Genomic DNA, 13,619 nt, shown 5'->3' with positions numbered 1-13,619 from the left:
CCGGCGCCACGCCGGTCGCCGCCGCCGCCGTCGCGCCGCCGCAACGGCCCCGAGCCGCCGCCGCGGTCGCTCCGCCCGGCCCGAACGGCATGATGGCGCCCCCGCCCGGCCCGAACGGCATGATGGCGCCCCCGCCCGCCCGCGCCGCCGCCGCGGTCCGGCCCGGTCCGCAGTACGGCCGCCCCGAGGCCCCGGACGGCGACTTCGGCGCCATCGACGGCTACGCCGGAGCCAACGGCTACGAGGAGCCGACCTCCGACTACAAGGCCCGCCGCCACCGCCCGTCCGCGAACGACACCAACGTCGGCACCCTCGCCGACTTCGCGAACTACCCCGGCTACAGCAATCAGGACAGCTGGTAGACGACTACTTGTCGATGTCGCCGACCACGAAGAACATCGACCCGAGGACGGCGATCAGGTCCGGCACCAGGCAGCCCGGGATGAGCGTGGCCAGCGCCTGCACGTTGGCGTAGGAGGCGGTCCGCAGCTTGAGCCGCCACGGCGTCTTCTCGCCCCGGGACACCAGGTAGTAGCCGTTCACCCCGAGCGGGTTCTCGGTCCACGCGTAGGTGTGCCCCTCCGGCGCCTTCACCACCTTGGGCAGCCGCACGTTGACCGGGCCGCCGATCCGCTCCACCCGGTCCAGGCAGGCGTCGACCAGGTCGAGGGAGACGGACACCTGCTCCAGCAGCACCTCGAAACGGGCGTGACAGTCCCCGGCGGTACGGGTCACCACCGGCACCTGCAACTCCTCGTAGAAGAGGTAGGGCTCGTCCCGGCGTACATCGAAATCGAGTCCGCTGGCCCGGGCGACCGGTCCGGAGGCGCCGTAGGCGGCGGCGTCCTCCGCGCTGAGCACGCCGACCCCGACGGTGCGGGCCATGAAGATGTCGTTGCGGTGGATGATGCCGTCGAGGTCGGGCATCCGCCGCCGGACCGCGGCCACCGCCTGCCGGGCCCGCTTGGTCCAGCCGGCCGGGACCTCCTCCTTCAGGCCGCCGATCCGGTTGAACATGTAGTGGATCCGGCCGCCGGAGACCTCCTCCATCACCGCCTGCAACGTCTCCCGCTCGCGGAAGGCGTAGAACATCGGCGTGATCGCGCCGATCTCCAGCGGGTAGGAGCCGAGGAACATCAGGTGGTTGAGCACCCGGTTCAGCTCGGCGAGGGCCATCCGCAGCCAGGTGGCCCGCTCCGGCACCTCGATGCCCATCAGCCGTTCCACGGCGAGGACCACGCCCAGCTCGTTGGAGAAGGCGGACAGCCAGTCGTGCCGGTTCGCCAGCATGATGATCTGCCGGTAGTCGCGCACCTCGAACAGCTTCTCGGCGCCCCGATGCATGTAGCCGACGATCGGCTCGCAGGCGACCACCCGCTCGCCGTCCAGCGTCAGCTTCAGCCGCAGCACGCCGTGCGTGGAGGGGTGTTGCGGCCCGATGTTGAGCACCATGTCGGCGGTGTCGAGCCCGGAGCCGGTCCCGACGGTCATCTCCCGCAGCGTCTCGGTCACCACAGCATCGTGCCATGGTCGCCGAGGCCGACACCGTGCCAGAGCCACCAGTGTCCGCCGAGTCCGGCCGGATCGGTCAACTCGGCCGCCGCCCCCGCCGCGGAGAGCGCCCGCAGATAGCCGGCCGGATCGGTCCGGGCGGTCTCCAGCGACGGCCGGGCACCGTCCACACCGAGCGCCCGCAGCGCCTCCCGCTGCCGGACCATCCGATGCGGAACACCGGCCGCCGCGGCCACCGCGTCCATCGCCACGTGCGCCGTGACGTCGCAGCCGCCGTCCGGCACCGGCGGGACCTGCCGCCCCTGCCGGAATCCGGCCAGCGTCCCGAAGATCGGCCGCTCCGCTTTCAGATGGCCGTAGTCGACGCAGAGCGCGGCACCCCGCTCGATCGAACCGACCGCTTTCGCCCACGCCGTGTCGCGGGTCCGGCCCACCTCGATCCGGCCCTTCCCGGGCCACCAGCGGTCGGCCCAGAGGCGATCAGCCGGGTCCGCCTCCGCGCCGAGCGTCTCGGCGCCGGTCGCCGGGTCCACGAGCACCGTCCGCAGCCGCCCGTCGCCGTCCGTCTCGAGCACGTCGAGCGGCACGTTGTCCAGCCATTCGGTCGCCACCAGCAGTCCGGTGATCCGCTCCGGCACGTCCCGCCGCCAGCCCACCGCGGCATTCAGCCCCGCGGGTCGCGGCGCGATCTCCACCGCGGTGGCCCGTACCCGCCCGGCCAGCTCCGCCGGCAGCGCCGCCAGCAGCGCGGTGATCAACTCCCCGCGCCCGGCCCCCACATCCACCAGGTCGAACGTGGCCGGACGCCCGAGCGCCTCGTCCACCGAGACGACCAGCCGGGCGATCGCCCCGGCGAACAGCGGCGACGCATGCACGCTGGTCCGAAAGTGATCACTGGGCCCCTCGCTCGCCCGCACGAAGAACCCGTCACTTCCGTAGAGCGCCGCCTGCATGGCCGACCGCCACCCCAACCCCATGAACCCATCCTTTCGTACGCCTACCCGTACCGCCGTGGGCGGTCGCGACCCGGGTGCGACACCGGGCCGTGGCGCCCGCATCCGGGCGTGAGTGGTGGGTCCAGCCGACCCCACGGCTGTTTCGGCTCCCAGCTGGTCGTGGGTGCTGCCTCAAGCCCGTCGAGACAGCACTGAAAGCCAGCCGTGAAGATCGTGTCCAGCTGGTCGTGAGTGCTGTCTCGAGGCCGTCGAGACAGCACTGGGAGCCAGCTGGGGTTGGGGGGTTGCGGTGGGACGGAGGATGGCATCCTGTGGCACCCGTGCGGTAACTCACACGTCATTGCTACGGCCGTGTGAATACGGCGCATACTGGCGACGACCGGTACCCCGTACCAGAGGACTGGATCCGAAGATGAGAGCTTTGACCGTCGGCGTCGTGGGCGCCGGCCGGGTCGGCGCCGTGCTGGGCGCCGCCTTGAACGCGGCCGGCCACCGGGTGGTCGCCGCCGCCGCGGTCTCCGCCGCCTCCCGTGAGCGTGCCGCCCGCCTGCTGCCGGACGCCGCGATCCTCCCCGCCGACGAGGTGGCCCGCGCGGCCACCGACCTGCTGCTGCTCGCCGTCCCGGACGACATGCTCGCCGGTGTGGTGGCCGGCCTCGACCGGACCGGGGCGCTGCACCGGGGCCCGGTGGTGGCGCACACCTCAGGGGCTCACGGGCTGGGCGTACTGGGCGATGTGAACGGCATGGCCCTGCACCCCGCGATGACCTTCACCGGCGCGGACACCGACCTGGACCGGCTTCCCGGCATCGCCTGGGGGGTGACCGCCCCGGACCGTGCCTTCGCCACCCGGCTGGTCGCCGACCTGGGCGGCGTGCCCGAGTGGATCGCCGAGGAGTCCCGCCCGGTCTACCACGCGGCTCTGGCGCACGGCGCGAACCACCTGGTCACCCTGGTCAACGAGGCGGCCGACGTGCTGCGCGCGGCCGGGGTCGGCGAGCCCGGCCGGGTGCTGGCCCCGCTGCTCACCGCGGCGCTGGAGAACGCGCTGCGGATGGGTGACGCCGCGCTGACCGGTCCGGTCTCCCGGGGCGACGCCGGCACGGTCGGCAAGCACCTGGACCGGATGCCGACCGAGGCGGTGCCGGCCTACCTGGCGATGGCCCGGCGCACCGCCGACCGGGCGATCGCCTCCGGCCGGCTGCGCCCGCAGGACGCCACCGCCCTCCTGGACGTCCTGTCCCGTGCCGCGGTGGGGAGCAACGCGTGACCGACCGCACCGCGGTGAAGCAAAGGCCGGGAGAGCGCACGGAAGGGGGCACAGCGTGACGAATCTGGTGCACACCCGGGCCGACCTGGCGACCGCCCTGGACGCCGCGCCCGGGGAGATCGCCGTCGTGATGACCATGGGCGCCCTGCACGAGGGGCACCGGCGGTTGATGCGGGTGGCCCGGGAGCGGTCCCCGTTCGTGGTCGTGACGATCTTCGTCAACCCGTTGCAGTTCGGGCCGAACGAGGACTACGAGAAGTACCCGCGCACCCTGGACGAGGACCTCGCCGCCTGCCGGGCCGAGGGCGCCGACCTGGTGTTCGCGCCGGGCCGGGACGACGTCTACCCGTCCGGGCAGCCGTCGATCACCATGCATCCGGGCCCGCTCGGCGAGATCCTGGAGGGGGCCAGCCGCCCCGGCCACTTCTCCGGGATGCTCACGGTGGTCGAGAAGCTGCTGATGCTCACCCGGGCCGATGTCGCCTACTTCGGCGAGAAGGACTTCCAGCAGCTGGCGCTGATCCGGCGGATGGCGCGCGACCTGGAGCTGCCCGTCGAGATCGTGGGCGTGCCCACCGTACGGGAAGGGGATGGCCTGGCGCTCTCCAGCCGCAACCGGTATCTCTCGCCGGACCAGCGGCTGTCCGCTCTGGCCCTGTCCCGCGCTCTGCGTGAGGGCGCCGCGCGGCGCGACCCCGCGTCGGTCCTGGCCGTCGCCCGCAAGATCTTGGCGGACGAGCCGGGGGTCCGCGTGGACTACCTGGAACTGACCGGCCCGGATCTCGGTCCGGTCCCGGAGGAGGGCCCGGCCCGCCTGCTGGTGGCGGCCCGGGTCGGCACCACCCGGCTCATCGACAACGTCCCGTTGACCCTGGAGAAGAACGCCTGATGCTTCGGACCATGCTCAAGTCGAAGATTCACCGAGCCACCGTGACGCAGGCCGACCTGCACTACGTCGGTTCGGTCACCGTCGACCTCGACCTGCTCGAGGCGGCCGACCTGATCCCCGGTGAGCAGGTGGCGATCGTCGACGTGACCAACGGGGCGCGCCTGGAGACGTACGTGATCCCCGGCGAGCGGGGCAGCGGCGTGATCGGCATCAACGGGGCCGCCGCGCATCTGGTGCACCCGGGCGATCTGGTCATCCTGATCTCGTACGGGCAGATGGACGACGCCGAGGCGCGGGCCTACCAGCCCCGGGTCGTGCACGTGGACGCCGACAACCGGATCGTCGAGCTGGGCGCGGACCCGGCCGAGGCGGTCCCCGGAATGGCCGGTGACCTGGTGCGCGGCGACCTCACCCTGGCGGTCGGCTAGCTCTTTCCCGATCTCCCCTCCCGAGCGGCACCGATGCCCATATAGTCGGCAAATCGGATAATGTCACCGAGCTGCTCGGGAGGCACGGGGTCATGCGATTCCGCCTGTGTGTCTCAGGAATCGCCGCCCTGCTCTGTGTGGCCGGCTGCGGCGCCGGCCGGGACATCGACGGCGATCTGACCAACGACTGGGGCGCGATGGCCCCGGCCACCGGGTTCGTGCCGGCCGCCGGAACGTGCCACCTCGCCAACTTCGCCGTCTCCGGGCCGCGCTCCACCTACGACGAGGTCGACTGCGCCGTCGAGCACCGCACCGAGACCGTGCACGTCGGCGAGTACCCGAAGCCCGCGGCGGACGCCGCGCAGCCACCGGCCGGCACGTCGGCCGGCGCGCAGGCGGCCTACCGGGAGTGCGACAAGAAGACCTCCGGGTACGTCGGCGGCCCCTGGCGGAACGCCCGGCTCTGGATCGGCGTCACCCACCCCACGCCCGCCGCCTGGAACGGCGGCTCCCGCTGGTTCCGCTGCGAGCTGGTGGAACTCGACTCGATCGAGGACGACGGCGCCCTGGCCCGGCGGTCCGGCAGCCTCCGCGGCGCGCTCGCCGACAAGAACTCCGATCTGCTGCTGACCTGCTACGCCATCAAGCTGGACGACGCCGGGGCGATCAGCAGCATGCCGCCCAAGAAGTGCACGGACAAGCACAACGCCGAATTCGCCGGGATCTGGACCGCGCCGCCCGAGACCGCGTACCCGAAGGGGGACGCCGCCTGGGAGGAGTTCCACGACGGCTGCCGCACGGTGGCCGCCGGGTACGTCGGGGTGCCGGTCGACCGCGATCTGCAGTACCGGACGGGGGTGGTGTCGCTGCCCGGCAACGCCGACGTGTGGGCGCAGGGCGATCACGGGGTCCGCTGCTATCTGTGGCTGGACGGGTCCGAGCTGACCACCTCGCTCAAGGGCAAGGGGACGAAGGCCCTCCCGGTCCAGTACAAGTAACGATGGCCACTGACGGTGCCCCCGGCTCGACCGGTCCGTGGGCGCGGAGTGTACTGAAACACATGTCACCTCTCGCCGATCTTCCGGCGTTGCCCCGCCGTCTCGCGGCCGCCGAGCCCGGCTGGACCGAGACCACCGACGTCGTCGTGGTCGGTTCCGGTATCGCCGGGCTGACCGCGGCCCTCTACCTGCGGGAGCAGGGTCTGCACGTCACGGTGGTCACCAAGGTCAACATCGACGACGGCTCCACCCGGTGGGCGCAGGGCGGGATCGCGGCCGTGCTGGATCCGCTGGACACGCCGCAGGCGCACGCGTACGACACGGAGATCGCCGGCGTCGGGCTCTGCGACCCGGCGGCGGTCCGGGTGCTGGTGGAGGAGGGGCCGGCCCGGATCCGGGAGCTGATCCGCCGGGGCGCCGAGTTCGACCGCAACCCGGACGGCTCGCTCATGCTGACCCGCGAGGGCGGCCACCGCGCCGACCGCATCGTGCACGCCGGCGGCGACGCGACCGGCGCCGAGGTGCAGCGCGCCCTGCACGCCGCGGTCCGCCGCGACCCGTGGATCCGCCTGGTCGAGCACGCGCTCGTGCTGGACCTGATGCGCTCGGCCGACGGCCGGGCCTGCGGGATCACCCTGCACGTGCTCGGCGAGGGCAGCGAGGACGGCGTCGGCGCGGTGCTGGCCCGCGCCGTGGTGCTGGCCACCGGCGGGATGGGGCAGATCTTCTCGTCCACCACGAACCCGTCGGTCTCCACCGGTGACGGCGTGGCGCTCGCGCTGCGGGCCGGCGCCGAGGTCACCGACGTCGAGTTCGTGCAGTTCCACCCGACCTCGTTCGTCACGTCGGGCGTCACCTCGGTGCAGCGTCCGCTGATCTCCGAGGCGCTGCGCGGTGAGGGCGCCCACCTGGTCGACGAGGCCGGCGAGCGGTTCATGGTGGGGCAGCACGAGCTGGCCGAGCTGGCGCCCCGCGACGTGGTCGCCAAGGGCATCTACCGGGTGCTGCGGTCCACCGGCGCCGACCACGTCTACCTGGACGCCCGCCACCTCGGCAAGGAGTTCCTGGAGGGCCGCTTCCCGACCATCATGGCGTCCACCCGGGGCGCCGGCGTCGACCCGGCCACCGACCTGATCCCGGTCGCCCCGGCCGCCCACTACGCCTCCGGCGGCGTGCGGACCGACCTGCACGGGCGGACCAGCATCGACGGGCTGTACGCGTGCGGTGAAGTGGCCTGCACCGGCGTGCACGGCGCCAACCGCCTGGCCAGCAACTCTCTGCTGGAGGGCCTGGTCTTCGCCCGCCGGATCGCCGACGACATCGCCCGTGAGCTGCCCCCGCAGGCCGAGCCGGTCCGGGCCGCGGTGTCCGGCCCGGCCTGGGTCGCCGACCCGGCGATCCGCGCCGAGTTGCAGCGCGCCATGACCCGCGGGGCCGGGGTGCTGCGCTCCGCCGACTCGCTGGCCACCGCCGCCAAGGAACTGACCCGCCTCGCCGAGCAGCGCTCCCGGCCGAACACCGCGGCCTGGGAGGTCACCAACCTGCTCACCGTCGCCACCGCGCTGGTGGCGTCGGCCCGCACCCGCCGGGAGACCCGCGGCTGCCACTGGCGCGAGGACCACCCGGCCGCCGCCGACGAATGGCGCGGCCACCTGCTCGACGCCGTCGCCCCCGACGGCGCGCTTACCCAGACCTTCGAGGAGATGGCGTGATCGACCCCAGTCTGGATCTCGTGGAGGTCGAGCGGATCGTCCTCACCGCCCTGGCCGAGGACCTCGGCGACCCGGCCCGGGACGTCACCAGCGAGGCCACCATCCCGGCCACCCAGACCGACACCGCCGAGCTGGTGGCCCGCGCCGACGGCGTGGTGGCCGGCCTGCTCGTGGCGGCCGAGGTCTTCGCCGTCACGTCGGCCGGGGCGGCCACCTTCGAGGCGGTCGCGTCCGACGGCGACCGGGTCCGGCGCGGTGACGTGCTCGCCGTGATCACCGGCCCCACCCGGGCGCTGCTGACCGCCGAGCGCACCGCCCTCAACCTGCTGTGCCGGATGTCCGGTGTCGCCACCCACACCCGGAAGTGGGCGGATCAGCTGGCGGGCACCAAGGCCACCGTGCTCGACACCCGCAAGACCACCCCGGGTCTGCGGGTGCTGGAGAAGTACGCGGTCCGGGCCGGCGGTGGCACCAACAAGCGCATGGGCCTGTACGACGTCGCCATGATCAAGGACAACCACAAGCTCGCGGCGGGCAGCATCACGGCCGCGTACGAGCTGGTCCGCGCGACCTTCCCGGACGTGGCGGTGCAGGTCGAGGTGACCACCCTGGCCGAGGCGGAGGAGGCGGTCGCGGCCGGCGCCGATTTCCTGCTCTGCGACAACATGACGCCCGAGCAGCTCACCGAGGTGGTCGGCGCGGTCGGGGACCGGGTGGAACTGGAGGCGACCGGCAACCTGACGCTGGCCACCGCGGCCGCCTACGCCGCCACCGGGGTGGACTATCTGTCGGTGGGCGGCCTGACCCACTCGTCGCCGATCCTCGACATCGCCCTGGACCTCCGTCCCCGTTGACGACGGCGCGAGTCGCTGCGCGTACAAAATAGGGGTCTTGATTGTGATTCTTTAGGGGCCTGGCGTGCTGCTCTGCATTGACATCGGCAACACCAACACCGTGCTGGCGACCTTCGACGGCGACAAGCTGGTGCACAACTGGCGCATCAAGACCGATGCCGCCTCGACCGCCGACGAGCTGGGCCTGATGTTCCGGGGCCTGCTCGCCGGCGACGCCGTGGAGATCACCGGGGTGGCCGCCTGCTCGACCGTGCCGGCGGCGCTGCGCAACCTGCGGACCATGCTGAAGCGGTACTACGGCGACGTGCCCAGTGTGATCGTCGAGCCGGGTGTGAAGACCGGGGTGCAGCTGGCCATCGACAACCCCAAGGAGGTCGGCGCCGACCGGGTGGTGAACACCCTGGCCGCGCACGCCCTCTACGGCGGGCCGTCGATCGTGGTGGACTTCGGCACCACCACCAACTTCGACCTGATCAGCGCGAAGGGTGAGTTCCTCGGTGGCGCCTTCGCGCCGGGCATCGAGATCTCCTTCGACGCGCTGGCGGCCCGCGCCGCCCAGCTGCGCAAGGTGGAGCCGACCAAGCCGCGCTCGGTGATCGGCAAGAACACCGTGGAGTGCCTCCAGGCCGGGCTCTACTTCGGCTTCGGCGGCCAGGTCGACCGGATCGTCGAGCGGATGATCGAGGAGATCGGCCCGGTCCGCGCGGTCATCGCCACCGGTGGCCTGGCCTGGCTGGTGAAGGACGAATGCCGCACGATCACCGCGCACGAGCCGATGATCACGCTGATCGGGCTGCGGATGGTATATGAGCGGAACGTCTGATCCCCGCTGAGTAGGCTTTCAGGGCCCCAGCACAGACCTACACAGGAAGTCTTGCCGTGACCGAGCAGAACACGCCAGCGATCGACCCCGCCGAGGACCTTCCCGAGCAGATGCGGGTCCGCCGGTCGAAGCGGGACCGGTTGCTCGCCGAGGGCGTGCCGCCCTACCCGGTCGAGGTCCCGCGGACCGCCGAGATCGCCGAGATCCGCGCGCGTTACGCGGACCTGCCCACCGACACCGCCTCCGGCGACACGGTGTCGATCACCGGCCGGGTGATCTTCGTACGGACCGGCGGCAAGCTCTGTTTCGCCACGCTGCGCGCCGGGGACGGCACCGAGATCCAGGCGATGTTCTCGCTCGACAAGGTGGGGGAGAAGTCCCTGGCCGACTGGAAGAGCGTGGTCGACCTCGGTGACCTGGTCGCGGTCACCGGCGAGGTGATCACCAGCCGGCGGGGTGAGCTCTCCGTTCTCGCCGATTCCTGGTCGATGAGCGCGAAGGCCCTCCGGCCGCTTCCGGTCGCGCACAAGCCGCTTTCCGAGGAGACCCGGGTCCGGCAGCGTTATGTCGATCTCATCGTGCGCCCGCAGGCCCGCGATGTCGTGCGTACCCGGGCCACCGTGGTCCGCAGCCTGCGTGAGTCGCTGTTCCGCCGGAATTTCCTCGAGGTGGAAACTCCGATGCTCCAGTTGCTGCACGGCGGCGCCGCGGCACGCCCGTTTGTGACGCACAGCAACGCACTGGACACCGATCTTTATCTTCGGATCGCCCCGGAACTGTTTTTGAAGCGTGCGGTGGTCGGCGGCATCGACCGGGTCTTCGAGATCAACCGGAACTTCAGGAATGAGGGCATGGACTCCACGCACTCGCCGGAGTTCGCCATGCTGGAGGCCTATCAGGCCTATGCCGACTACAACGTCATGCAGGCCCAGACGCGCGAGTGGATTCAGGAGGCCGCGTTCGCGGTGTCCGGATCGCACGTGGTGACCCACCACGACGGCACCGAGATCGACCTGAGCGGCGAGTGGGCGCAGATCACCCTTTTCGGCGCGATCTCCGAGGCCCTCGGCGAGGAGGTCACGATCGGGACCGACCTGGCCCAGTTGCAGCGGTACGCGGAGAAGGTCCAGCTCTCGGTCGACCCGAAGTGGGGTCCCGGCAAGCTCGCCGAGGAGCTGTTCGAGCACCTGGTGACGGACAGCCTCCAGGCGCCCACCTTCGTCCGGGACTACCCGGAGGAGACCGCACCGCTGACCGCCGGCCACCGCACCACCCCGGGCCTGACCGAGAAGTGGGACCTCTACGTCGGCGGATTCGAACTCGCCACCGCCTATTCCGAGTTGGTGGACCCGGTCGTCCAGCGCGAGCGCTTCCACGCGCAGTCGCTGCTCGCGGCCGGCGGCGACCCCGAGGCGATGCAGCTGGACGAGGATTTCCTGCGGGCCATGGAGTACGGAATGCCGCCGTCCGGTGGCATGGGAATGGGAATCGACCGGCTGTTGATGGCGCTCACCGGCCTGGGCATTCGGGAAACGATCCTCTTCCCGTTGGTCCGCCCGGAGTAACAATTACCCACCCGCCATTGACGGGTCATGCGCTCCTGGCGTTATTGTTCTCCCATTGCTGGGGAGAGAACCTGTGTTCGGGAGGATAACCGCGCGTGGCCAAGCAGATCATTCACAAGCTGGTCGATGACATCGACGGTGTTGACGCCGACGAGACCGTGAAGTTTGCGCTCGACGGCATTCAGTACGAGATCGACCTCTCGGAGAAGAACGCCGCGAAATTGCGGGAGGTCTTCGAGCCCTACGTGAAGGCCGGGACGAAGGTGGCCCGGGGCGGCGTCGTGGTGGGTGGTCGCGCCGCGCGTGGCCGGGGCGGGGCGACCGCCGACCGCGAGCAGAACAAGGCGATCCGCGAGTGGGCCAAGAAGTCGGGCAAGGACATCTCCGACCGCGGCCGCATCCCGCAGGAGATCGTGGACGAGTTCCACCAGAAGGGCCCCGGCCGGGCCTGATCACGGTTCCACCCCGGAGAGGGCGCCCCGACCACGTGGTCGGCGCGCCCTCTCCGTGTTTGCCCGTCGGTCCGCCCACAACCTCACTACGGTTATCCACAGGCGTGGACAGAGTTGTCCACAGGCTGTGGATCGGCAGGATTTCGCTGTACGCGTACACGTTCGGGTGGGGGAACAGCCCCTGAGCGTGCGAAGTTGGCTAAATCAACGTTGCGGATCGTTTCCAAGGGGCGCGAGGGCCCGGCGGAGCCTCTCAGCGGCGATAGAGTTACTGCACGGGTATCACCGATGCCCGTGCGCTGGCCCCGCCAGTTCATTGGCGCACGGCACGTGAGGAGCACGAGGGCATGTTCGAGCGGTTCACCGACCGAGCGCGACGGGTTGTCGTCCTGGCCCAAGAAGAGGCCCGGATGCTCAACCACAACTACATCGGGACGGAGCACATCCTGCTCGGCCTGATCCACGAGGGCGAGGGTGTCGCAGCGAAGGCTCTCGAGAGCCTCGGCATCTCCCTCGAGGGGGTCCGGCAGCAGGTCGAGGAGATCATCGGCCAGGGGCAGCAGGCGCCGAGCGGGCACATCCCGTTCACGCCGCGGGCCAAGAAGGTTCTTGAGCTCTCCCTGCGGGAGGCGCTGCAGCTCGGCCACAACTACATCGGCACCGAGCACATCCTGCTCGGCCTGATCCGGGAGGGCGAGGGCGTCGCCGCCCAGGTGCTGGTCAAGCTCGGCGCCGACCTCAACCGGGTCCGCCAGCAGGTGATCCAGCTGCTCTCCGGCTACCAGGGCAAGGAGCCGGCCGCCGCGGGCACCGCGACCGGAGAGGCCGCGCCGTCCACGTCGCTCGTGCTGGACCAGTTCGGCCGCAACCTGACCCAGGCCGCCCGCGAGGGCAAGCTCGACCCGGTCATCGGCCGGGAGAAGGAAATCGAGCGGGTCATGCAGGTGCTGTCCCGGCGCACCAAGAACAACCCGGTCCTGATCGGTGAGCCCGGCGTGGGTAAGACCGCCGTGGTGGAGGGCCTGTCCCAGTCCATCGTCAAGGGCGAGGTGCCCGAGACGCTGAAGGACAAGCAGCTGTACACGCTGGACCTGGGTGCGCTGGTCGCCGGCTCCCGCTACCGCGGCGACTTCGAGGAGCGCCTCAAGAAGGTGCTCAAGGAGATCCGCACCCGCGGCGACATCATCCTGTTCATCGACGAGATCCACACGCTGGTCGGCGCCGGCGCCGCCGAGGGCGCGATCGACGCGGCCAGCATCCTCAAGCCGATGCTCGCCCGCGGTGAGCTCCAGACCATCGGCGCCACCACCCTCGACGAGTACCGCAAACACCTGGAGAAGGACGCCGCCCTCGAGCGCCGCTTCCAGCCCATCCAGGTCGGCGAGCCGTCGCTGGCGCACACCATCGAGATCCTCAAGGGCCTCCGCGACCGCTACGAGGCGCACCACCGGATCAGCATCACCGACGCGGCCCTGGTCGCGGCCGCCACGCTGGCCGACCGGTACATCTCGGACCGGTTCCTGCCGGACAAGGCGATCGACCTGATCGACGAGGCCGGCGCCCGGATGCGCATCCGCCGGATGACCGCGCCGCCGGACCTCCGCGACTTCGACGAGCGCATCGCCCAGGTGCGCCGCGACAAGGAGTCCGCGATCGACGCGCAGGACTTCGAGCGTGCCGCCCAGCTGCGTGACAAGGAGAAGACCCTCCTCGGTCAGAAGGCACAGCGGGAGAAGGAGTGGAAGGCCGGCGACCTGGACGTGGTGTCCGAGGTCGACGACGAGCAGATCGCCGAGGTGCTGGGCAACTGGACCGGCATCCCGGTCTACAAGCTCACCGAGGAGGAGACCTCCCGCCTGCTGCGCATGGAGGACGAGCTGCACAAGCGCGTCATCGGCCAGGAGGACGCGGTGCAGGCCGTCTCCAAGGCGATCCGGCGGACCCGTGCCGGCCTCAAGGACCCGAAGCGCCCCTCCGGCTCGTTCATCTTCGCCGGCCCGTCCGGTGTCGGTAAGACCGAGCTGTCCAAGGCGCTCGCCGAGTTCCTGTTCGGCTCCGAGGACGCGCTGATCCAGCTGGACATGTCCGAGTTCCACGACCGGTACACGGTGTCCCGCCTGGTCGGTGCGCCTCCCGGTTACGTGGGTTACGACGAGGGTG

At 71.1% G+C, this 13,619-nt stretch carries 12 protein-coding genes and 1 pseudogene; 11 read left to right on the top strand and 2 right to left on the bottom strand.

Annotated features, from left to right (window positions below):
- Positions 1-362 (top strand): annotated as a pseudogene (locus J5X75_RS43440) (hypothetical protein); the annotation flags it as partial.
- A 4-nt stretch (positions 363-366) separates the two neighbouring features.
- On the opposite strand, the gene J5X75_RS43435 reads toward J5X75_RS43440, so the two are convergent.
- Both J5X75_RS43435 and J5X75_RS43430 read right to left on the bottom strand, forming a co-directional pair.
- On the bottom strand, positions 367-1,491 hold the full coding sequence (locus tag J5X75_RS43435) for an NADH-quinone oxidoreductase subunit D (RefSeq protein WP_238491018.1): 1,125 nt from the start codon (positions 1,489-1,491) through the stop codon (positions 367-369).
- A gap of 17 nt (positions 1,492-1,508) precedes the next feature.
- Complete coding sequence (locus tag J5X75_RS43430; protein ID WP_208473587.1) at positions 1,509-2,489, bottom strand: SAM-dependent methyltransferase; 981 nt, start codon at positions 2,487-2,489, stop codon at positions 1,509-1,511.
- A 391-nt stretch (positions 2,490-2,880) separates the two neighbouring features.
- Here J5X75_RS43430 and J5X75_RS43425 point away from each other — a divergent pair, with 391 nt between their 5' ends.
- The 10 genes from J5X75_RS43425 to J5X75_RS43380 all read left to right on the top strand — a co-directional run.
- A complete protein-coding gene (locus tag J5X75_RS43425; RefSeq protein WP_208473586.1) occupies positions 2,881-3,738 on the top strand; it encodes a Rossmann-like and DUF2520 domain-containing protein in 858 nt (285 codons plus the stop codon).
- Positions 3,739-3,793: 55 nt separating this feature from the next.
- On the top strand, positions 3,794-4,627 hold the full coding sequence (panC, locus tag J5X75_RS43420) for a pantoate--beta-alanine ligase (protein WP_208473585.1): 834 nt from the start codon (positions 3,794-3,796) through the stop codon (positions 4,625-4,627).
- Complete coding sequence (panD, locus tag J5X75_RS43415) at positions 4,627-5,055, top strand: aspartate 1-decarboxylase (RefSeq protein WP_208473584.1); 429 nt, start codon at positions 4,627-4,629, stop codon at positions 5,053-5,055. Before panC ends, panD begins: the two co-directional genes overlap by 1 nt.
- 92 nt (positions 5,056-5,147) lie before the next feature.
- Positions 5,148-6,053 carry a septum formation family protein gene (locus J5X75_RS43410; RefSeq protein WP_208473583.1) on the top strand — a complete coding sequence of 302 codons (906 nt, stop codon included), beginning with the start codon at positions 5,148-5,150 and terminating at the stop codon, positions 6,051-6,053.
- A 62-nt stretch (positions 6,054-6,115) separates the two neighbouring features.
- Positions 6,116-7,765, top strand: coding sequence for an L-aspartate oxidase (locus tag J5X75_RS43405; RefSeq protein ID WP_208473582.1), 1,650 nt, complete (start codon positions 6,116-6,118; stop codon positions 7,763-7,765).
- Positions 7,762-8,619, top strand: coding sequence for a carboxylating nicotinate-nucleotide diphosphorylase (gene nadC / locus J5X75_RS43400; RefSeq protein ID WP_307798659.1), 858 nt, complete (start codon positions 7,762-7,764; stop codon positions 8,617-8,619). The genes J5X75_RS43405 and nadC overlap by 4 nt, the downstream gene beginning before the upstream one ends.
- 64 nt (positions 8,620-8,683) lie before the next feature.
- The gene (locus J5X75_RS43395; RefSeq protein ID WP_208473580.1) at positions 8,684-9,442 is read left to right on the top strand and encodes a type III pantothenate kinase; all 759 of its coding nucleotides are present in this window, start codon (positions 8,684-8,686) and stop codon (positions 9,440-9,442) included.
- A gap of 56 nt (positions 9,443-9,498) precedes the next feature.
- Positions 9,499-11,007, top strand: a complete 1,509-nt coding sequence (gene lysS, locus J5X75_RS43390) for a lysine--tRNA ligase (protein ID WP_208473579.1) — start codon at positions 9,499-9,501, stop codon at positions 11,005-11,007.
- A gap of 95 nt (positions 11,008-11,102) precedes the next feature.
- Complete coding sequence (locus tag J5X75_RS43385; RefSeq protein ID WP_183224411.1) at positions 11,103-11,459, top strand: histone-like nucleoid-structuring protein Lsr2; 357 nt, start codon at positions 11,103-11,105, stop codon at positions 11,457-11,459.
- 347 nt (positions 11,460-11,806) lie between these two features.
- The coding region (locus J5X75_RS43380; protein ID WP_208473578.1) for an ATP-dependent Clp protease ATP-binding subunit at positions 11,807-13,619 on the top strand (1,813 nt) is incomplete at its 3' end.

Source organism: Actinoplanes flavus (assembly GCF_017592555.1).
In the GTDB taxonomy this organism is placed as follows: Bacteria; Actinomycetota; Actinomycetes; order Mycobacteriales; family Micromonosporaceae; genus Actinoplanes; species Actinoplanes flavus.
The sequence above is the reverse complement of the archived record's forward strand: the minus strand, read 5'-3'. Positions and strand labels throughout refer to the sequence as shown.